Here is a 19,732-nt window from a genome sequence, read left to right as displayed (position 1 = left end):
GCAATGTACTACATTCAGTTACCGACGTCTTCCTCCCGAAAACGCCCGCACGTAGTGTATGGGCATAGGCGAGTGAATGCTACATCTATGGCAAGGGGTAAAGTAATGAGCGATGCGGCCATACGGCCATGAGGCGCATTCACTCACCCGCTGCGAAACATGCGATGAAACCCGCCTGGCGCTGCGTTATGATGACCTTCTGGTTTATTTCTGTTTGCCCTTCGTTACGAGGTTTAGCGCCGATGTTTAGCCGCAGCATGACCATTGCCGGGTTTGATGACGCCCTTTACGACGCCATGCAAAAAGAAGTGCAGCGTCAGGAAGATCACATTGAACTGATCGCCTCTGAAAACTACGCAAGCCCCAGGGTGATGGAAGCCCAGGGCACGCAGCTGACCAACAAGTACGCCGAAGGCTATCCGGGCAAGCGTTACTACGGCGGCTGCGAGTTTGTGGATATCGCCGAGAGCCTGGCCATTGACTATGCCAAGGAGCTTTTTGGCGCGACCTACGTCAACGTCCAGCCGCACTCCGGCTCTCAGGCGAACGGCGCGGTGTTCCAGGCGCTGGCCAAACCCGGCGATACCATCCTTGGCATGAGTCTCGATGCCGGCGGCCACCTGACCCACGGGGCCGGGCCCAACTTCTCCGGCAAGCATTACAACGCCGTTCAGTACGGCCTCGATGAGCAAGGTCTGATCGACTACGACCAGGTGGCCGAGCTTGCTCGGGAGCATAAGCCGAAGCTGATCATCGCCGGTTTCTCGGCCTATTCCCACGTGATTGACTGGGCGCGCTTTCGCCAGATCGCCGATGAAGTGGGCGCCTACTTCCTGGCGGACATGGCCCACGTCGCCGGGCTGGTCGCCACCGGCCTCTACGCAAGTCCGCTACCCCACGCCCACGTCGTCACCTCGACCACGCACAAGACCCTGCGCGGCCCCCGGGGCGGTATCATCCTTTCCGCCGAAAACGACGAAACCATGGAGAAAAAGCTCCAGTCGGCCGTCTTCCCCGGCGGCCAGGGCGGCCCGCTCATGCACGTTATCGCCGCCAAGGCGATCTGCTTCAAGGAAGCCATGGCGCCGGAGTTCAAGGCCTACCAGGAGCAGGTGGTCAGAAACGCCCGGGCCATGGCCGACGTGTTCATTGAGCGCGGTTTTGACATCGTCTCCGGCGGCACCGAGGATCACCTCTTCCTGCTGTCGCTGATCAAGCAGGGCGTCACCGGCAAGGACGCCGACGCGGCCCTTGGCCGGGCCAACATCACGGTCAACAAGAACGCCGTGCCCGGCGACCCGCAAAGCCCCTTTGTCACCTCGGGCCTGCGCATCGGCACCCCGGCGGTCACCACCCGCGGTTTCACCACCGACGAATGCCGCCGTCTGGCTGGCTGGATCTGCGACGTGCTCGACGTCCTCGCCAACGGCGACGACACCGCCACGATTGAAGCCAGCGTAAAGGAACAGGTCGCCGAGCTGTGCGCGCAGTTCCCGGTGTATACAGACTGAGAGCAATGCTCACCGCGCCCCTGCCCTGCAGGGGCGAAGCACTTTGCTTCCTGCATCATGGCGAACGGATCACTTTACTTCCCGGGTCGTGGCGAACGGAGCACTTTACTTCCCAGTCATTGCGAGCGCAGCGTGGCACTCCCTGTGTCATGGCGAGCGAAGCGTGGCCATCTCGGGTTTCGTTGCCGGCGGCGCCGCATGAGATCGCCACGTCGCTGCGCTCCTCGCGATGACAGTAGTGGGCAAGGCGCACACGCCGTCTGTGTCATGGCGAGCGAAGCACTTACTTCCTGCGTCATGGCGAGCGCAGCGTGGCCATCTCGGGTTTCGTTGCCAGCGGCGCAGCATGAGATCGCCACGTCGCTGCGCTCCTCGCGATGACAGTAGTGGGTATGCGCTCCTCGCGATGACGATAGCGGGAAAGGCGCACACGCCGTCTGTGTCATGGCGAGCGAAGCACTTACTCCCTGCGTCATGGCGAGCGCAGCGTGGCACTCCCTGTGTCATGGCGAGCGAAGCGTGGCCATCTCGTTCTTTCCGGCCGCTCACAAAAAGCAGATCGCCACGTCGCTGCGCTCCTCGCGATGACAGTAGTGGGTATGCGCTCCTCGCGATGACGGTAGTGGGTATGCGCTCCTCGCGATGACGGTAGTGGGTATGCGCTCCTCGCGATGACGGTAGCGGGCAAGGCGCACACGCCGTCTATATCAGGCCGCAGGACTACCGCTCTTTTGAAGCTAAATAATACGGGAGGAAAAACTGGCGCCCCTACCAGGATTCGAACCTGGGGCCTTCCCCTTAGGAGGGGGACGCTCTATCCGGCTGAGCTATAGGGGCAAACGGGCAGGTGCTTGAAAAAGCGCGGGCAGTATAACGCCACCGGCGGCGCGCGCCAACCGCTGAGGGCGGTTTCTTATACCCAGCCGGCAAGCTGCAGGGTAAAAATGCCGAGGGTGACGGTCACGCTTGCGGCCAGGGTGGTCATGGCGATGATGTTGGCGGCAAGCGGGGCATTGCCGCCCAGCGCCCTGGCCATAACGAAGCTGCCGGTGGCCGTAGGCGCGGCGAAGTACAAAAACAAAAGGCCCAGCTCGCGACCGTGAAACCCGCTTGCCAGCGCGGCAAGTGTGGCCAGCGCCGGCAGCCAGAGCATCTTGAACAGGCTGGCGCTCACGGCGCTGCGCCCGCTGGTGCGCAGCGCGGCCAGGGAAAGCGTACCGCCAATGCAGATCAGCGCCAGCGGTAGCGTGAGCGAGGCGAACAAGTCGCCGGTGTGCATCACCCAGCCGGGCAGCGTGATATCCAGCGCGGCAAACGGCAGCGCCGCGATCACGGCGATGATCAGCGGATTGGTGGCAATGTTGCGCCCAAGGGTGGTGGCGCTGCCGGTAGGCCCGGGCTGATGCACGATCAGAGCAACCACCGACAGGCTGTTGTAGAGCACGATCACCAGGCCAAGCAGCACGCTGCCGGCCGACAGGCCGTAGTCGCCGTACATGGCATGAGCCAGCGCCAGCCCCACAATGCCGCAGTTGCCGCGAAACGCCCCCTGAATATAGGTGCCTCGGTCAGAGGGCGGCACGCGGTAGCGCGCCCACCCCCAGCAGAGGGCAAACTGCACCAGGGTCGCCAGGGCAAAAAAGCCCAGCAGCGGCAAGTTAAGCGCCTCGCCAAGGTCGGCGCGAATCAGGCTGAGAAACACCAGCGCCGGCAGCGTGGCCTTGAAAATCAGCGACGAGGCGGTCGCTACAAAGGCCGCGTCGATCCAGCCGATGCGCCTTAGCCCCATGCCCACAAACACCATGACGAAAACCGGCAGCGTCACCTCAAGCGTGCGGGTCAATATCTCCAGCAGCGGCATCAGTCGGGCTGCCCCGGCCGGTCGTCACCGTCGGGCATGCTGACAATCAGGGCGTTACGCCCCAGGGCCTTGGCCTCATAGCTGGCGGCGTCCGCCCGGGCAAGCGCTTTTTTTACCTCCTGGTCGCCGGGGCTGAAGGCGGTGACGCCCATGCTCAGCGTCACGCGGAACTCCCGGCCCTGGGCGGACACGGCAATATCGGCAACGGCCTGGCGCAGGGACTCAGCTATGGGCTGCGCCTGGGCGAGCGTACAGCTGGGTAGCAGCACGGCAAACTCATCGCCACCCGGGCGAGCAGCGTAATCGCTTCGGCGTACCTTACGGTTCAATACCAGGGCAATGCGGCGCAGCATCTCATCGCCCAGGGCGTGGCCGCCCTGGTCATTGATAGGCTTGAAATGGTCAAGGTCAAACATCAGCAGCGCCGAAGGCGTGGCGGTTTTCTTGTATTCGGCAAAGGCTTCGTCCAGCCGACGCTCGAATCCGCGGCGGTTCAGCAAGCCGGTGAGCGGGTCGTGCTCGGCCTCCCAGCGCGCCAGCGCTTCCTGTTCGCGGCTTTGGGTAATATCTTTCATGGTGCCCACCAGGTCCAGCGACTGCGCACCCCGGGAAAGCACCACAAACCGGGAATGAATTTCCAGCCAGAGTATGATGCCGTCCGAGCGAATAAAGCGCAGCTGAAGCACAAAGTCGTTGCGCGTCGCCAGGCTGTCGCGCCACATGTCGACAATACCGTCGCGGTCATCGGGGTGAACATGGTCGAGCCAGCGGGCCGTCGTCAGGGTGGCGGTAAAGCCCAGCATCGCCAGCAGAGCGGGGTTCATATAGGTGATGTCGCCGTCGAGGTTGGCCACGAACATACCCTCGGGCGTGGCGTTGAGCATCTCGTCAAGAAAGGCCCCGCGCTCCTTCAGGCTATGCAGCAGCGTCTTGCGCTCGGCCTCGACCTGGTTGAACGTGCAGGCAAGGTCCTGAAACTCCACCGCCCCGCCGGCGAGATCGATGCGCTCGCGGCGCTCCTGGCCGACTTCGCCAATCTGCTTTTGCAGGTGCCGCAAGGGCTTCAGCATATGCCCCAGTACCCACCACAGCAGCGGCAGCATGCAGAGCCCCATTAGTACCCAGACCCACCATAGCTGGCGGATAAAACCGGCAAGCGGCGCCTGAACCTGGTCAAGAATCGTAAAGCGCCCCACTATCCAGCTGGCCGGCCATACCTGCTCGTAGAGCTGCAGCCCCTTTTTGCCGTTAAAAAGCTCGCCGACGGCTTCGCCCTCCCAGCCGTGCATAGCACTGACAAGCTCGGGATTATCGACAAGGGTATCGACGCTCGCCATGATGTTGTCGTGCTCGGGGTGGTAAAGCACCTTGCCCGACGCGGTGAAGACCGCCACGTAGCTGCCGTGACTCACCTGCCTGGCCAGGCGAGTAAAGAGCCCGCCGCTGTCCAGGCTCATGAAGCCGCCGACCATGCCGGCAAAGTTACCGCCGGCGTCCCGGCGCGGCACGCCGATCAGCACCAGAGGCACCCGACTAGCCCGGCCGATAAAAGGCTCGCTGACGTAAGGATAGCCGGTGCCCTTGACCATGCGGAAGAATTCGCGGTGGTTGATATTAAAATCGCGACGCGCGGCGAGCACCGGCCAGTCGGCCACCAGATTGCCCTCGGCATCGCTGATCACCAGCCCTTCGAACCACTCAAGCAGCGCCTCGTTGTGCCGCAGCCGGCGCTTCAGCGAGTCCGTGGTATCCGGCGTGTCGGCCACCTCGGCCAGGTGCTCAAGGGCACTGATGCGCGAGTTGACCTGCTGCGTGATTTCATCGGCCAGCATGGCGGTTTCGTAGCGCAGGTGCGCGACGCTGGTTTCCTGGGCCATGTGTTTGCCCAGGTACCAGGCGATGCTTAACACCAGCGCCACGACAATCAGCCAGGTACAGGCAAGGCCGAACAGCATCCGCCCCCGAAGCGAGCCAAACGCCCTGGCGGCTTTCAGCCGCCTAATGGCAGGCCGCCATGGCGTATTGAATCCCCATCCCGGCAAACGCACCCCATCCTGGTCAGTCGAGCTGGCGCACCTTGAGCTCGTAGTTGTTCACGCCGCTTCTGGCGCCGCTGAACTTCTGCCCCTTGACGCGGACGCGGTACTCGCCCGGCGCCAGCTCGGTACGCAGGTCGACATCGCCGTCGAAGCCTTCGCCGGCGTCCCTGGCGACCACGTTGCCGTCGCTATCCAGCACTTCGGCTTCGATGCGGTAGCTGCCTTCGTTGCCGGGAAAGGTCGAGGTCGTGACGGCCACGGTGCCCTTCTCCAGCACTTCAAAGGTCATGACCTCGCCGCTGGCACGGATTTTGACGTCGGCGACGACCTCTTCAAAGCCCTGCTGCCGCGATGCCTGAGCCGTCTGATCGGCGCCGGTATCCGGGGCCTTGCCCGCCTCGCTCTGATTTTGCGCGGCCGGCGCGCTCGTGCCTGCCTCGGCTTCAGCGCTGGCCGCTGCCGGCGCTTCTGCCCGGGGCGAGCGCGACGACGGCGGCGCTACCGCGGCCACTGCGCCTGGGCGGCGCACCATGGCGGTTTTACTGCCGCCGGGCCGGCCGCCGGAAAAGGCGATGCCCTCGCCGCGGGATACGCCGCCGGCCACGTCAGTACCCTCTACCGTCACGTAGAAGCTGTTGCCCTCGGCGTTGCCGCTGGAGCCAAACTTGTGGCCCTCGACCCGCAGCGTGTAGTCACCCTTTTCCAGCCGCTGGGTAAGCGTAAGCCCGCCGGCGTTGCCCAGCCCTTTATCGCGCGCGACCACGCTGCCGCTGTCGTCCAGCAGCGTCGCGGAGATGCGGTAGTCGGTGGTCTCGCCGCCCGGCACGTGGCTGGCAAACGTATAGGTGCCGTCTTTTTCCACGGTGAAGTCGTGCTCGTGGGCCCGCCCGTAGAAAAAGCTGCGGCTGCGGGCGTCGTTGTCGGCCTTCAGGTAGCCCGTCAGGTCTATCTGCTTGCCTTCTTCGCGGAAGCGCTCCTGCACGTCGCTGGCAAGGGCCGGGGTGCTGGCCACGCCGAGGCCCAGCGCCAGCGTGATGATAACTGCGGGTTTCATGGGCGGTACTCGCTTGTCGGGTAACGGAAAAGAAAACGTTCGGCTTAACCTAACAAAAAAAGCCGGCCCTCGGGGGCCGGCTTTGCTTTTTTAAACCCTGGGTTTAAACCCAAGGGGCTTTCTATCATCGATAGTGCCGCCCCTGCTACCGGGTTCAGGGAAGCGATTTAGAACAGGTAAACCGCACCTACGGCAACGCCGTCGTCTTCATCGTCGTTGCGATCGTACAGGGCGCCTTCAACGAAGGTGTACATCGCGTCGGAGACGTTGTAGGTCGCGCCGAGAACGACTTCGTTGTAGCTTTCGTCTTCGCGCTCGCTGGGCCAGTCGCCGTGCGTAGTGGCGTCCTTGAACGTATCGGTGAAGCTGTCGCCGCCGACGTCAACGTACTGGTAGGCGCCGTAGATGTCGCCCATGCCGTAGCCGTAGCGCGCGCCCAGGCCGTAGTAGTTGGTGTCGGCCTGAAGGTCGTTGCCAGCCTCGAAGCGCTCGAGCTTCAGCGCCATGCGCAGGGTGTCGACGGTGTACTGGGCGGTAATGCCGTACTGCTCGCCGGCGTCAAAATCGCCGCTAACGTCATTGCCGTTGGTGTCTTTGCCAGCGTAGGTACCGTCGTTGTTGTTGAGGTCGTCGTAGACCGCGGCGATGGAGAAGGCACCGGCGGTGTACTTGGCGCCGCCGAAGAAGGAAGCGCTGCTGCTGCTGTCATCGCTAATGGTTGCTTTAGCATCCCCATTAAAGTCGAATTCTTTATTGCCACGATCTTCAGCGTCGCCTTCGTACTGGGTGCCCACGGCGAACTGGAAGCCGTTGAACGACGGCGAGGTGTAGGTCACCTTGTCGCCTTCGCGGTTTTCGAGACCCGCGATGCGGCCGTTGGAGTCGGATACGTCGAAGTATTCGTTGTTGGTGATCGGGTCCTGGATCCAGTCGTCGATCAGCGGATCCCAGGAGCCCACGCGCAGGTCACCGAAGTTGCCCTTCAGGCCCAGGTAGGCCTGGTCGCCGTCGGTCAGACCGTTGCCCGGCCCTTTGGCTTCGTCGGCCTCGTGCTCGAACTCGGCCTTGAAGTAGCCCTGGAGATCGCGGGTGATCAGGTGCTCACCGGCGAAGCCCACGGTAGAGCCGTTGTCGAACAGCTCGTCGTTGGATTCGACGCTGCCGTCGTCCTGGCGGGTTTCGATGTCCTTGTAGGCAAGCTGGATGTTGCCGTAGAGGTCGAGTTTGGTGCCGTCTTCGTTGTAGATGGTGGCAGCCTGGGCGCCGGCAGAAACGAAGGCAGCACCCGCGATAGCAGTCGCCAAGAGTGTCTTTTTCATGGGATCAGTTCCTTAACTAGCCTACTGTTTTGATCGTCTATGGGCGCTTGGCCCGCTACTGGCTTGAAAGCATGCTGTTCTTTTATTTCCGCCGCGTCGCAACGCCGGAATACGTCATGTTTTTGCTCAAGCCTGGTGATATTCCAATGCTCGCAGGAAGAACTCTATACCGGGTTTCGCGGGAACGCAATAGAAAAAAACACTGTTTTCTTATGATTTGCCTACTTCCTACGGAACCCGCGGCCGCTTTTCTTTGTCTCATGCGCGCCTAATACCTCACCCCCGCCCGCCAAAGCGGCGCTGCAGGCTAGCGAGCTTTTCTTCCAGGCTCGGCTCTTTTTTTGCCGGCTGCGACATTTTGTCGTTTTGTGGCGCTGCCGCCCCGCCTTGCTTTTTGCCGGCCGGGGCGTCGGCCCTGGCGGCCTTGCCCTTGTGCGGGCGGCGAGGTTTTCCCCCGGGCGCCCCGGCGTTCCCCCGGCGGGCTTTCGCCTCTGCCCACCGGCGGTATTTTTCCTGCGCGGTCCGGGCCGCGGTGGCGTCCACCGTGCCGGCGGGGTTGCCGTCAAGGTCGATACGCGGCGCGCCTTCCTTCAGCGCCCTGGCGTAGCGGGGGCGATTGACGTAGCCGGCGAGCGCTCGGCGGATCAGCTTGTTGGACCAGGGCTCCCGGGCGGCCAGGTCGTGATGAATGCCCACCTTCAGCGGGCGGACCTCGGCGGCGGCAAACGCCTCGGGGTAGCGCGACTGCCACTGCTTGAGCAGCGCCTGGGGCGCCGGCGGCGTTTCCTCGGTGGCGGCGTTCTTTTCCGCAGCGGCTACCGCTGCCGAGCCCTCTGCTTCGCCCGGCACTGACGTTTCTTCCGCCGCTGCGGCTTCTTCCGTTGCCGAGCTTTCTTTTGCCGCCGACGTTGCTTTCGTCGCCGTTGCTTCCGTCGCCGCTGAAGGGGCCGCCGCTTCGTTGAGCTCGCCGGTATCGGCCGTCGGGCGCTGCGCCAGGCGGCTTTTCAGACGCCGGTTTTCGTCGCGCAGCGTCGAAAGCTCGGCCCGGGCCTCCCCCAGCCGAGCCTCCAGATCGTCCAGCAGATGCGTCACGCGTTCAGGCATCCGTCGCTTCCTCTTTGTTCTTGAGCCGTTCGTGGGTCGTGTCACTCGTGTGGGCGCCGTTGCACGGCATTTTTGCTACTTTCCCTACTGCTTTCTCAAATGCCAAATCTGCCCGGCTGCTATCCATTCTCCTGCGACTCTGCCCGGCGCTGATATACCACAAAAGCATAGTCGGGCTGGCCCTTTGCTGCCGCGCCGGCGTCGCGCCGGGTTTCCTGCCACTGCGCCGGGTCAACGGCGGGAAAGTGCGTGTCACCCTCGATGTCGATGTCCACTTCGGTGAGGTAGAGCCGCTGGGCGTAGGGCATCGCCAGGGCGTAGATTTCACCGCCGCCCATGACCATGATCTCGTCGGCCGCCTCGACGGTGGCGTAGCGGTCGGCCAGCGCCAGCGCATCCGCCAGGCTGTGGCACACCTCAACGCCGGAGTGGGCAAACGCCGTATCCCGAGTAATAACGATATTGCGCCGGCCGGGCAGCGGCCAGCCAATGGAGTCAAACGTCTTGCGCCCCATCACCAGCGGCTTGGCCTGGGTTATGCGCTTGAAGAACTTAAGGTCCTCGGGCAGATGCCAGGGCAGCTCGCCGCCTACGCCGATGACGCGGTTGCGCGACATCGCGGCGATCATCGCCACGGGGACCAGCGGCGCCGGGTCCGGGTTTGTCAGCGCAGCACCTTGACTGTTCCGGGAATTCATACGGCTACCTGTGCCTTGATGGGCGGATGGGCATCGTAGCCCTCCAGCTGAATATCATCGAAGGTAAAAGCCAAAAGATCGTCCACTTCCGGCGTCAGCGCAAGCCGGGGCGGCGCCTTGGGCGTGCGCGCGAGCTGCTCCCGGGCCTGCTCCAGGTGGTTATCGTAGAGGTGGGCATCGCCCAGGGTGTGGATAAACTCCCCCGGCTCAAGCCCCACCACCTGCGCCACCATGCTTAACAGTAAAGCGTAGCTGGCGATGTTGAACGGCACGCCGAGGAAGATATCCGCGCTGCGCTGGTAAAGCTGGCACGACAGCCGGCCGGCCGCCACGTAAAACTGGAACAGGCAGTGGCACGGCGGCAGCTGCATTTCGTCGACCTGGGCCGGGTTCCACGCCGAGACGATGAGCCGGCGGGACTGGGGGTTATGGCGGATCTGCTCCACCACCCGGCGTATCTGGTCCACGTGGCCGCCGTCCGGGCGCGGCCAGCTGCGCCACTGGTAGCCGTAAATCGGGCCGAGATCGCCGTTGTCATCGGCCCACTCGTTCCAGATGCGCACGCCGTTGTCCTGCAGGTAGGCGATGTTGGTGTCGCCGCTCAAAAACCACAAAAGTTCGTGGATGATCGAGCGCAGGTGCAGCTTTTTGGTGGTCACCAGCGGAAATCCGCGGGCGAGATCAAAGCGCATCTGGTGGCCGAACACCGAGCGCGTGCCCGTGCCCGTGCGGTCGTCGCGGTCGGTGCCGGTCTCCAGCACATGGCGCATCAGGTCGAGATAGGGTTGCTCAAGAGAGGGCTGTTCGAGGGCCGGCTGGTTGGCGGACACAAGGCGCTCCTGTTGACAAAGACGAGTGACAAAGACGAGTGACAAAGACGAGTTAGCGGTACGCCGTGCCGGGCCGTTACGGCAGGCGCGCGTCCACCGGCTGCTGGCGCGACCAGGCCACCAGCAGGAGGCCAAAGGCCATCATCGGCAGCGTAAGCAGCTGGCCCATGGTCAGCCAGCCGAAGGCGATAAAGCCGATATGCGCGTCCGGCAAGCGGACAAACTCCACCGCGAAGCGAAAGACGCCGTAACCGATGAGAAACAGCCCCGACACCAGCCCGCGGCGGCGCGGTTTGGCCGAAACCCACCACAGCAGCGCAAACAGCACCGCGCCTTCCAGCAGCGCCTCGTAAAGCGCCGAAGGGTGGCGCGGCTGCCCGTCGGTGCCGGGAAACGGCATGCCCCAGGGAAGCGCGGTCACGCGCCCCGGCAGCTCGTGGTTGATGAAGTTGCCGATGCGCCCGGCACCCAGGCCGATGGGCACCAAGGGGGCAATAAAGTCGGTCAGAGTAAAAAACGCCAGCTGCTTTTTACGCGCAAACCAGCCGGCCGCCAGCAGCACGCCAATCAGCCCGCCGTGAAAGCTCATGCCGCCGTCCCAGACGCGGAAAATCCACAGCGGATCGGCGGCCCACTGGCCCAGGCCGTAAAACAGCGCGTAGCCCAGCCGGCCGCCGAGCACCACGCCCAGCGCGGCGTAGAACAGCAGGTCGCTGACGTCATCGCGAGTCAGGCCAAAGCGCGGCGCCCGGCGCCCGCCCAGCCACCAGGCGGCAACAAAGCCGATCACATACATCAGCCCGTACCAGTGCACCTGCAGCGGCCCGAGCGATACGGCAACGGGGTCAATATCGGGGTAGGCAATCATACGAATCTCGAGCAGCAAACAGGGAAGGAAATCACGGGCGTTAACTCATGATAAAGCGCACGCCGACCACGATCAGCAGGACGGCAAAGGCGTAGCGCATTATCCGCGCGGGCAATACGTGGGCGAGCTTCACGCCCACCCGGGCGAAGGGCACGCTTGCCAGCACCACGCCGAAAAACGCCGGCCACATGACAAACCCGGTGGCGGCATCGGGCAGCAGCGGGTTGCCCCAGCCCACGACGATGAACGTCAGCGCCCCGGCCAGGGCAATGGGCAGCCCGCAGGCGGCCGAGGTGCCCACGGCCCGGGTCATGCTCGCGCCGCAGCGCGAAAGCCAGGGCACGCTGAGCGTACCGCCGCCGATGCCGAACAGCGCCGAAATACCGCCGATGACCACACCGGCCACGCCCATGGCGAGACTTCCCGGCGGCGTACTGCCGGGCTTGGGCGCCAGCCCCAGCAGCATCCTGATGGCCACCAGCACCACGAACGCGCCGAACAGCGTGCCCAGCACGGTGGCCGAGAGCCCGCCGGCGACGAAGACCCCGAGCACCGCGCCCAGCACCAGCCCCGGCAGCAGCACCTTGAGCCAGGGCAGGTGAATGCTGCCCCTATGCCAGTGGCCGTACGCCGACGACGCTCCGGTAACCACAATGGTGGCAAGCGAGGTGCCCACGGCCAGATGCACCACTACGTCGGGGGCGATGCCCTGCAAGCCGAAGGCAAACACCAGCGCGGGCACGATGATGATACCGCCGCCCACGCCGAACAGGCCGGCGAGCGTACCGGCCGCCGCGCCCAGCGCCAGATACCCCAGCAGGGTCAAGGCAATACTCATGGCACAGGGGCCTCCTCTGTTACGCTGTCGAGCATGTGATGATCCATCAATAGAAACGCCGGGGGATGCCGCGCCGCCCGGCGTTGGGCCGGCCAGTGTACCCGGCTCCCGAAGGGCTGTCACGATGCCCCAACAAGGCAGTGCTAGGGTGTGTTAACAATCATTAGTTTCGTTTAAACTGATTTAGTATTCATAGATTTTGGTGGGCCATGAGTCGGTTGAAGTTACGCGATGATCAGTGGGAGCGAATCGAGCACCTGCTCCCCGGCAAAGCCTCAGACTGTGGGGTAACTGCCAAGGACAATCGCCTGTTCGTGGAAGCCGTGCTCTGGATCGCTCGGACCGGCGCCCCGTGGCGTGATCTTCCCGAATCTTTTGGGCGCTGGCACACCGTCTACATGCGGTATAACCGTTGGTCACGAAAGGGCGTTTGGCAGCGTATTTTTGACACAGTAGCCGACGATCCCGATCTAGAGCAGCTGATGATCGACGGTAGCATCGTCAGGGTGCACCAGCATGGAGCGTCAAAAAAAACACGCAAGACGTCGAAGCCATGGGCAAATCTCGAGGCGGATTGAGCACCAAAATTCATGCCGCAGTCGATGCGTTAGGTAACCCAGTACGATTGGTTCTCACACCGGGCCAGGCGTCGGAGTATGGTGCTGCTCCCGCTCTACTGGAAGGTTTTTCCCCGCAAGCGGTGCTGGGCGACAAGGGGTATGACTCCACTGCTCTGCGGGACATGATTCAGGCCGCAGGTGCCGAGCCGGTGATTCCTCCGAAAAAGAATCGTTTGGCGCGCATTGAAGTAGACTGGCACTGTTACCAAGATCGCAATCTGGTGGAGAGGTTCTTTCAGAAAATCAAGAAGTTCCGGCGGTTATCTACACGCTATGAGCGACTGGCAAGAAACTACCAGTCACTCCTCTGCCTCGTGTCAGCCGCCATATGGCTGGCCTAATTGTTAACGCCCCTAGCGTCGTTGAACTGGACCATACGGCTGAGCCGGCGACAGGCCTGCGAGGGGCGCTGTAAATCCATCCCTGGACGCTACCTACGCCATCCATGACGTAGAACCCCCTCTTCGACCTGTCCCCGGCGCCGTATAAGCTATCCAGCGGCAATAGCCCGTCACACCAAGGAGACCCCGATGTGTTTGCTCGCCTTTGACTGGCAGCCCGGCGCGCCGGTGCCGCTGCGCCTGATCGCCAACCGCGACGAGCTCCACGCCCGTCCTACCGCTCCCCTGCACCGCTGGACGCCAGCGAGCGGGCCGGACGTGACGCTGTTGGGCGGCCGCGACAAGCAGGCCGGCGGTACCTGGCTTGCCGCCAACGCCTTCGGCACCGTGGCGGCGCTGACCAACATGCGCGACCCGCGGGAAGAGTCGCCGGCGGGCGCGCCCAGTCGGGGCGAGCTTGTCTGCCAGGCGCTCGCCTGCCGGGACCTGCCCGCCTGGCTGGACGCGCTGGCCGCCACGGCACACCGCTACGCCGGCTTCAATCTGCTGGTCGCCACCCCCGAGCGCCTGTGGCACCTGCACCGCAGCCGCGAACGCACCGCGCTCAGGCGCGTGGCGGCGGGCATTCACGGGGTTTCCAACGCCGATCTGGATACGCCCTGGCCCAAGACCCAAGCGCTGTGCCGGGCCATGGAAGAGGCGCGGCAAGGCGGGGACTTTCCCGGGCCGGCGCTGGCGGCGATCCAAAACGATCGTCGGGCGGACGACGCCGCCCTGCCGGATACCGGCGTCGCGCCCGAAGTTGAAAGGGCGCTGTCGGCGGCGTTCATTCGCGGCGAGACCTACGGCACCCGAGCCACGACCTGGCTTACGCTTGGCCGGCACGGGCGAGTGACCATGACCGAGCAGCGCTTCGGCGCGGGCGGCGTATTGGCGGGGAGTACGGCCGGCGCGATCGGCTGAGCGCAGACGGCGCCCGGCCGATCAGTTTTCCGGAGGCAAAAGGTGCGCCAGCTGCCAGCCGCTCATGCGCGACTGCAGGTGCCGGCGCACCTCTTCCGGGGTGTCCTTTTCCATGACTTCGGCTAAAAGCGTTTTGGCGTCATCCAGAGCCACCCGGCGAATGGCGGCGCGCACCTTGGGCAGGCTGGGGGCGTTCATCGACAGGCCGGCAAAGCCCATGCCCATGAGCAGAAGCGCCCCGGCCGGGTCGCCGGCGAGCTCGCCGCACAGCGAAATCGGCCGCTCAAGGCGCCGGGCGTCCCGGGCGAGCTTGTCGAGCGCGGTCAAAAGCGCCGGATGCAGCGGATCGTACAGGTCCGACACCCGGGGGTTGTTGCGATCCACGGCGAGCAGGTACTGGGTCAGGTCGTTGCTGCCCACCGAGAAGAAGTCCACCCGCTTGGCCAGCGCGTCCATCTGGTAGAGCGTGGCCGGCACTTCGATCATCGCTCCGACCCGAGGGCGCGTCACGGCCACGCCCTCTTCGCCCAGCTCGACGATGGCGCGCTCCAGCAGCCCCAGCGCCTCGTCCACCTCGGCGACGTTGGTGATCATCGGCAGCAGCACGTGGAGGTTATTAAGCCCTTGAGAGGCCTTGAGCATGGCGCGCAGCTGGACGATCAGCACTTCGGGGTGGTCCAGGGTCACGCGCATGCCGCGCCAGCCGAGAAAGGGGTTGGCTTCGTCGATGGGAAAGTAAGGCAGGTCCTTGTCGCCGCCGATGTCCAGGGTGCGCATGACCACCGGCAGCGGGGCAAAGCCCTCGAGCTGCTCGCGGTACAGCCGGGTTTGCTCCTGCTCGCCGGGGAAGCGCTGGGCAATCATGAACGGAACTTCGGTGCGATAAAGCCCGACGCCGCTGATGCGGCTCTTGAGCAGGGTCACGGCGTCCACCGCCAGGCCGGTGTTGACCATCAGCGGCATCTCGTGGCCGTCGGTGGTCACGCTGGGAAAGTCCTGCTCGTGCTCCAGCAGCTCGCTGAGCTCGCGCTCCTCTTCGACCAGGGTGGCGTAGTACTTGTCGAGCTCCGCACTCGGGCGCACAAACAGCCGGCCGCGGTGGCCGTCCACCACCACCGGCGCGCCGGAAAGCCGCGGCAGCGGCAGATCCATCATGCCAAGCACGGTGGGAACGCCCATGGCCCGGGCGACGATCGCCACGTGGGAGGTGCTCGACCCGCGCACCGACACCAGGCCCTTGAGCTTGCTGCGCGGCACCTCGCCCAATAGCGCCACGCTGATCTCGTCCCCTACCAGCACGGTGTTGTCGGGGTAGGAGTCCGGCGTGGCCGAGGCATCCCGCTGCAGGTGCGCGAGCACTCGCCGGCCGAGATCGCGGACGTCGGCGGCGCGTTCGCGCAGGTAGTCGTCGTCCACCCGTTCCAGGTACTGCACGTGGCGGCGCACCACGTCGGCCAGCGCCCCGGGCGCCCACTGCCCTTCGCGGATGCGCTTTTCCACCTCCCGGGACAGCGCCGATTCGCCGAGCATCTGCTGGTAGACGTCAAAAAGCGCCAGCTCCTGGGCGGAGATCCGCTTGGCCAGCCGGCGGCCGGCAGCGCCGATTTCTTCCCGGGTCTTGTCGATGGCCTCCTTGAGCCGGGCCACCTCGAAGGCCTCGTCCCGGGGGATCAGATCGGGCACGCTGTTGAGATCTGCCGGCGGCGTAATCACCACCGCCTCGCCCATGGCAATGCCCGGGGAGGCGGGCACGCCCTTGAAGGTCATCTGACGCCCGTCGGGCGCCGGGCGCGTCAAGTCGCCGGTGGCCAGGGCGTGGGCCAGCACCCCGGAAAGCTGTGCGGCCATGGTGACCAGAAAGGCCTCGTCTTCATCGGTATAGCGGCGGTTCTCGGCCTGCTGCACCACCAGCACGCCGAGCATGCGGCGCTGGTAAATGATGGGAATGCCCAGAAAGCTCGAATAGCGCTCTTCCCCGGTGGACTCGAAATAGCGAAACCGCGGGTGGGCCTGGGCGTCTTCCAGGTTGAGCGGCTCGCGGCGCTTGGCCACCAGCCCCACCAGCCCCTCGCCCAGCGGCAGCATGACGCGCCCTACGGCGTGGGTGCGCAGGCCGATGGTTTCCATCAGCACCAGGGTTTCCAGCGCTTCGTCGTAGAGGTAAAAGGAGCATACGTCGGTGCGCATGGCCTTGCGGATGCGGCGTACCATGGTCGCCAGGGCGGCATCAAGGCTGCGCGCGCCGTTGACTTCCTGAATGATGCGGCGCAGCACCTCGAGCATGGACGTCTTGTTCTTCACAAATTCATGCCTCGCTGGGGTTTCAGCCGTCACTGCGGCTAGCGGGTGCCGTCCCGGGCAATGCGCTGCAGCCGCGGCGAAAGCTCGCGCAGCGCGCGCCGATACACCTCCCGCTTGAACGGCACGACCTGCCCGAGGGGATACCAGTAGCTCACCCAGCGCCAGCCGTCGAACTCTGGCTTGGACGTGGCCGTCATACAGATCCGGCTATCCTGGCAGCGGATCCGGAGCAGATACCATTTTTGCTTCTGGCCGATGCACACCGGCCGGGAATGCGTGCGAATCATGCGTCGCGGCAGGCGGTAGCGTAGCCACCCCCGGGTGCAGGCCTCAACGGCCACATCATCGGCGGTCAGGCCGATTTCTTCGTGCAGCTCACGAAAAAGTGCCTGTTGCGGCGATTCATCTGCCTTGATGCCTCCCTGGGGAAACTGCCACGCGTTTTGCCCGACCCGACGCGCCCAAAGCAGCTGCCCCTGGGCATTGGCAATGATGATGCCAACGTTGGGGCGAAAGCCGTCTGCGTCGATCACGGACGTCACCTTGATAAACTGTAGTTAAGGCCATTTTTCCACAATGGTCACAGCACTATCAATACATTCGTTATACCGTTGAGGATTTAGGGCATGTTGACGGCAGGCGTTGGGAAAACCCGGCGGCTTTTGCCATAATCCCGCCCCGCCGCCGGCGCAACGCCTGCGGCGCGCGCCATGGATGCCATCAACGTTAAGGGGAATGCCGTGAGCCTGGCCATTTTCGACCTGGACAATACGCTGCTGTCCATCGACAGCGATCACGCCTGGGGGGAGTTTCTGCTCGAACAGGGCGCGGTGGACGCCAAGGCGTACCGCGAGGCCAACGAGCGCTTCATGGCGGATTACGACGCCGGCACGCTGGATATCGACGCCTTTCTTGCCGTGGCGCTCAAGCCGCTGGCCGACAACACGCCGGAGCAGCTGGCCGCCTGGCACCAGCAGTTCATGGCGGCTAAGGTCGAGCCCGGCATTCTGCCCCGGGCCGAAGAGCTGATTGCCCGCCACCGCACCCAGGGCGATACGCTGTTGATCATCACCGCGACCAACCGCTTCATCACCGACCCCATTGCCGAGCGGCTGGGCATCGATCATCTGATCGCCGTGGAGCCCGAAGTGGCCGACGGCCGCTATACCGGCCGGGTTTCAGGTACGCCAAGCTTTCGCGAAGGCAAGATCACCCGGCTCAACGAGTGGCTCGAAAGCCGCAGCGATACCCTGGACGACGCCTGGTTCTACAGCGACTCGCACAACGACCTGGCGCTGCTGGAGATGGTGGACAACCCCGTAGCCGTGGACCCGGACGACACCCTGCGCCAGATCGCCCGAGAGCGCGGCTGGCGTATTATCTCGCTTCGCGAGTGATAAGCAGACTCCGGAATCGGGCCATAGCGAGCGCTTCCCCTGGGTCATGGCGAGCATCCAAAGGGCGGGTATAAACGAAGCGCAGCCATCTCGGGGTTGGGTGCTACACAGCACAGCATGAGATCGCCACGTCGCTGCGCTCCTCGCGATGACCGTAGCGGGAAAAGCGCCCGTGCCCACTACGCCATAGCGAGCGTTCCCCCATAGTCATTGCGAGCGTTCCCCCATAGTCATTGCGAGCGTAGCGAAGCAATCTCGGGGTTGGGTGCTACACAGCACAGCAACCGGCAGCTTAAGGAGATCACTTCGCTTGCGCTCGTGATGACTCGGCAATCACCAGGCCGGCACGGTGCAGCTCGCCCATGAGCGTCGCTACGTCGTCGGTAACCGCCCCGGCGGGTGCGGCAAAGTAGTCCGCCAGCAGCTCGCCGAGCTCGTTTACCGTCAGCGCTTCGTGCTGCAGCAGCTGCCACACCAGCCGGCCGGTTAAGTTGAGACGGTGAATTTCGCCGCTCGGCGTGTGGATCAGAAACAGTTCGTCGCCCAGCGGGTAGACGTTGACGTGGGTCCCCGGCTTCCAGGGCGCGTCCCGGGCAACGGCCGGCGTTTCCGCGCTGTGTGCCGCGGCCCCTACTGCCGGCGCGGGGCCGGTATCAGCGAACCCCTTCTTACCGATCAGCTTACTCTCACCGCGCTCCAGCACCTGCGCCAGGTGCCTTGCCCCGGCCAGCGGCTCGCTATAGCGCAGCAGCAGGCACGGCAGATGCTGCATCAGCGGCATAAAGCGCGCCATCAGCGCCTCGGGCGGCGTTTCCCGAGCAAAGTTTTGGCACAGCAGCTGCAGTAGCCCCTCCCCCGGCGCCAGCGGCAGCGCTTCGGGCGCCACCGGCGCATCGTGGCGCTCGAGCAGCACCAGCGCCCCCAGCGGGCGAGTTTCCTCGGAACGCGCCAGGCCGCCGTCGGGCGGCACCACAAAGCGGTAGCGGTCGTCCTCGGGGCCGGCCCGGCGCCGGGTATAGTCGGCAAACTCGGCGGAGAAGGAGGTTGGCAGCGGCAGGCGCAGCCGCGGCGCCACGCCCATGGCCATGCCCTTGCCCGCAGGCGTTAATCCCAGGACGTCGTCGCCGAACAGCCGGTACCCGGCGGCGGCAAAGGCCGTCGCCAGGGTGCTCTTCCCCGCCCGGCTGCTTTGCGGAAACAGCGCTAGCCGACCGTCGATCTCGACGCTGCCGCAGTGCAGGCCCACCAGCTCGTTATCGTGCTCAAGACGCAGGGACAACAGGTCCGCCGCCAGGCTGCAGGCCGCGGACGCCGATGAGGGCAGCATAAACTCCTCGGCGGTGCCGGGGTCGCTCTGCCACAGCCCTTCGCCGTCGCGGTAAACGTAGAGCCCCGGAGAAACGCCGGCGGCCGGCTCCCGGCGCAGGGGCCAGCCCGGCATCGCCCTAACGAGCGCTTCCAGCACCTCCGGGGCGTTGTAGACCCGCAGGCAGCGCCCGAGCCCCGGCAGGGTCACGTCCACCGGCGCCGTATCAGCGGCTAACGGCATCATCAGCGCCGCGGCGGGCCGAGCAGGATATCCTCAAGGATCCGCACCGGTTCATCTTCGTATTCGTGCAGCCGCCTGCGTTCGCGGCGGTAAGGCCCGCGATAGCGGCTGGGCCGAGAAGGCCGCGAATAGCTGGGGCGCGAGTAGCTGCCGCCGGCGCGGGCCTGGCCCACGCTGAACAGCGTCGGTGCCACGTAAGCGCCGGCCAGCCCGGTACCCAGCGCGGCCAGCAGCCGACGACGACGCTGGCGATGAAGATCAGGGGTTATAGCTGTTTCATCATGCTCTGATATAGGCTCTGACATGGCGCGCCTCGCTGGTTGGAAAGTTATCGAACGGTGTTCATGATAACGCCGCGCCGCCCTTGTCTCTACCAGTCCATGAGATTTGTGGAATATTTGTCGATTTGAAGGATGGGCAGAATCCGTCAGCTCCGCGC

Annotated in this window: 17 protein-coding genes and 1 tRNA gene; 4 read left to right on the top strand and 14 right to left on the bottom strand. The window is 64.5% G+C overall.

What is annotated here, in order from left to right; genetic code table 11:
• Positions 1–242 precede the first annotated feature (242 nt).
• On the top strand, positions 243–1,511 hold the full coding sequence (glyA, locus tag ACZ46Y_RS05170) for a serine hydroxymethyltransferase (RefSeq protein ID WP_311956934.1): 1,269 nt from the start codon (positions 243–245) through the stop codon (positions 1,509–1,511).
• Positions 1,512–2,271: 760 nt separating this feature from the next.
• Here glyA and ACZ46Y_RS05165 read toward each other — a convergent pair.
• The 10 genes from ACZ46Y_RS05165 to ACZ46Y_RS05120 form a co-directional block, all read right to left on the bottom strand.
• Positions 2,272–2,348 (bottom strand) — tRNA-Arg (locus ACZ46Y_RS05165).
• A gap of 76 nt (positions 2,349–2,424) precedes the next feature.
• Entirely contained in the window at positions 2,425–3,372 is a 948-nt protein-coding gene (locus ACZ46Y_RS05160) for an AEC family transporter (RefSeq protein WP_311956932.1), read from the bottom strand.
• Positions 3,372–5,327, bottom strand: a complete 1,956-nt coding sequence (locus tag ACZ46Y_RS05155; protein WP_311956931.1) for a diguanylate cyclase — start codon at positions 5,325–5,327, stop codon at positions 3,372–3,374. The genes ACZ46Y_RS05160 and ACZ46Y_RS05155 overlap by 1 nt, the downstream gene beginning before the upstream one ends.
• Positions 5,328–5,430: 103 nt before the next feature.
• Positions 5,431–6,465 carry a hypothetical protein gene (locus tag ACZ46Y_RS05150; RefSeq protein ID WP_311956929.1) on the bottom strand — a complete coding sequence of 345 codons (1,035 nt, stop codon included), beginning with the start codon at positions 6,463–6,465 and terminating at the stop codon, positions 5,431–5,433.
• Positions 6,466–6,632: 167 nt separating this feature from the next.
• Positions 6,633–7,784, bottom strand: coding sequence for a porin (locus ACZ46Y_RS05145; RefSeq protein ID WP_311956928.1), 1,152 nt, complete (start codon positions 7,782–7,784; stop codon positions 6,633–6,635).
• A gap of 276 nt (positions 7,785–8,060) precedes the next feature.
• Positions 8,061–8,888, bottom strand: a complete 828-nt coding sequence (locus ACZ46Y_RS05140; RefSeq protein WP_311956927.1) for a ProQ/FinO family protein — start codon at positions 8,886–8,888, stop codon at positions 8,061–8,063.
• A 119-nt stretch (positions 8,889–9,007) separates the two neighbouring features.
• Positions 9,008–9,586: a dihydrofolate reductase gene (locus ACZ46Y_RS05135; protein ID WP_311956926.1), complete on the bottom strand. Its 579-nt coding sequence runs from the start codon at positions 9,584–9,586 to the stop codon at positions 9,008–9,010.
• Positions 9,583–10,356: a thymidylate synthase gene (locus tag ACZ46Y_RS05130; RefSeq protein WP_311956993.1), complete on the bottom strand. Its 774-nt coding sequence runs from the start codon at positions 10,354–10,356 to the stop codon at positions 9,583–9,585. Before ACZ46Y_RS05130 ends, ACZ46Y_RS05135 begins: the two co-directional genes overlap by 4 nt.
• Before the next feature lie 136 nt (positions 10,357–10,492).
• Positions 10,493–11,284 carry a prolipoprotein diacylglyceryl transferase gene (gene lgt / locus ACZ46Y_RS05125; RefSeq protein WP_311956924.1) on the bottom strand — a complete coding sequence of 264 codons (792 nt, stop codon included), beginning with the start codon at positions 11,282–11,284 and terminating at the stop codon, positions 10,493–10,495.
• 40 nt (positions 11,285–11,324) lie between these two features.
• Entirely contained in the window at positions 11,325–12,122 is a 798-nt protein-coding gene (locus ACZ46Y_RS05120) for a sulfite exporter TauE/SafE family protein (RefSeq protein ID WP_311956923.1), read from the bottom strand.
• Positions 12,123–12,331: 209 nt separating this feature from the next.
• On the opposite strand from ACZ46Y_RS05120, the gene ACZ46Y_RS05115 reads away from it, so the two are divergent.
• A protein-coding gene (locus ACZ46Y_RS05115) for an IS5 family transposase (RefSeq protein ID WP_407650535.1) occupies positions 12,332–13,083 on the top strand; the annotation gives its coding sequence in 2 pieces (ribosomal slippage) (positions 12,332–12,664 and positions 12,667–13,083; 750 coding nt in all).
• A 189-nt stretch (positions 13,084–13,272) separates the two neighbouring features.
• On the top strand, positions 13,273–14,046 hold the full coding sequence (locus tag ACZ46Y_RS05110) for an NRDE family protein (protein ID WP_311945843.1): 774 nt from the start codon (positions 13,273–13,275) through the stop codon (positions 14,044–14,046).
• Positions 14,047–14,067: 21 nt separating this feature from the next.
• On the opposite strand, the gene ptsP is transcribed toward ACZ46Y_RS05110, so the two are convergent.
• Both ptsP and ACZ46Y_RS05100 read right to left on the bottom strand, forming a co-directional pair.
• Positions 14,068–16,329, bottom strand: a complete 2,262-nt coding sequence (ptsP, locus tag ACZ46Y_RS05105; protein WP_311945861.1) for a phosphoenolpyruvate--protein phosphotransferase — start codon at positions 16,327–16,329, stop codon at positions 14,068–14,070.
• A gap of 56 nt (positions 16,330–16,385) precedes the next feature.
• Positions 16,386–16,880, bottom strand: coding sequence for an RNA pyrophosphohydrolase (locus tag ACZ46Y_RS05100; protein ID WP_311955022.1), 495 nt, complete (start codon positions 16,878–16,880; stop codon positions 16,386–16,388).
• A 207-nt stretch (positions 16,881–17,087) separates the two neighbouring features.
• Here ACZ46Y_RS05100 and ACZ46Y_RS05095 point away from each other — a divergent pair, with 207 nt between their 5' ends.
• A complete protein-coding gene (locus ACZ46Y_RS05095; RefSeq protein WP_311955021.1) occupies positions 17,088–17,744 on the top strand; it encodes a histidinol-phosphatase in 657 nt (218 codons plus the stop codon).
• Positions 17,745–18,045: 301 nt separating this feature from the next.
• Here the strand turns inward: ACZ46Y_RS05095 and ACZ46Y_RS05090 are convergent, their stop codons facing one another.
• Together ACZ46Y_RS05090 and ACZ46Y_RS05085 are read right to left on the bottom strand one after the other, a co-directional pair.
• Positions 18,046–19,293: a PqqD family protein gene (locus tag ACZ46Y_RS05090; protein WP_311955020.1), complete on the bottom strand. Its 1,248-nt coding sequence runs from the start codon at positions 19,291–19,293 to the stop codon at positions 18,046–18,048.
• A gap of 2 nt (positions 19,294–19,295) precedes the next feature.
• Complete coding sequence (locus tag ACZ46Y_RS05085; protein ID WP_311955019.1) at positions 19,296–19,598, bottom strand: hypothetical protein; 303 nt, start codon at positions 19,596–19,598, stop codon at positions 19,296–19,298.
• Between the last annotated feature and the right edge of the window lie 134 nt (positions 19,599–19,732).

Source organism: Halomonas garicola (assembly GCF_055382465.1).
Note: the sequence above shows the minus strand (reverse complement) of the source record. Positions and strands in the feature narration are given on the sequence as shown.

Excerpts from the sequence above, each read along its gene's own strand:
- ACZ46Y_RS05135 (WP_311956926.1), bottom strand. The coding sequence starts at position 9,586 with ATGAATTCCCGGAACAGTCAAGGTGCTGCGCTGACAAACCCGGACCCG.
- ACZ46Y_RS05110 (WP_311945843.1), top strand. The coding sequence starts at position 13,273 with ATGTGTTTGCTCGCCTTTGACTGGCAGCCCGGCGCGCCGGTGCCGCTG.
- ACZ46Y_RS05155 (WP_311956931.1), bottom strand. The coding sequence starts at position 5,327 with ATGCTGTTCGGCCTTGCCTGTACCTGGCTGATTGTCGTGGCGCTGGTG.
- ACZ46Y_RS05120 (WP_311956923.1), bottom strand. The coding sequence starts at position 12,122 with ATGAGTATTGCCTTGACCCTGCTGGGGTATCTGGCGCTGGGCGCGGCG.
- ptsP (WP_311945861.1), bottom strand. The coding sequence starts at position 16,329 with ATGCTCGAGGTGCTGCGCCGCATCATTCAGGAAGTCAACGGCGCGCGC.
- lgt (WP_311956924.1), bottom strand. The coding sequence starts at position 11,284 with ATGATTGCCTACCCCGATATTGACCCCGTTGCCGTATCGCTCGGGCCG.
- ACZ46Y_RS05130 (WP_311956993.1), bottom strand. The coding sequence starts at position 10,356 with ATGCGCCATGTGCTGGAGACCGGCACCGACCGCGACGACCGCACGGGC.
- ACZ46Y_RS05150 (WP_311956929.1), bottom strand. The coding sequence starts at position 6,465 with ATGAAACCCGCAGTTATCATCACGCTGGCGCTGGGCCTCGGCGTGGCC.
- ACZ46Y_RS05140 (WP_311956927.1), bottom strand. The coding sequence starts at position 8,888 with ATGCCTGAACGCGTGACGCATCTGCTGGACGATCTGGAGGCTCGGCTG.
- ACZ46Y_RS05090 (WP_311955020.1), bottom strand. The coding sequence starts at position 19,293 with ATGCCGTTAGCCGCTGATACGGCGCCGGTGGACGTGACCCTGCCGGGG.
- glyA (WP_311956934.1), top strand. The coding sequence starts at position 243 with ATGTTTAGCCGCAGCATGACCATTGCCGGGTTTGATGACGCCCTTTAC.
- ACZ46Y_RS05145 (WP_311956928.1), bottom strand. The coding sequence starts at position 7,784 with ATGAAAAAGACACTCTTGGCGACTGCTATCGCGGGTGCTGCCTTCGTT.
- ACZ46Y_RS05085 (WP_311955019.1), bottom strand. The coding sequence starts at position 19,598 with ATGTCAGAGCCTATATCAGAGCATGATGAAACAGCTATAACCCCTGAT.
- ACZ46Y_RS05160 (WP_311956932.1), bottom strand. The coding sequence starts at position 3,372 with ATGCCGCTGCTGGAGATATTGACCCGCACGCTTGAGGTGACGCTGCCG.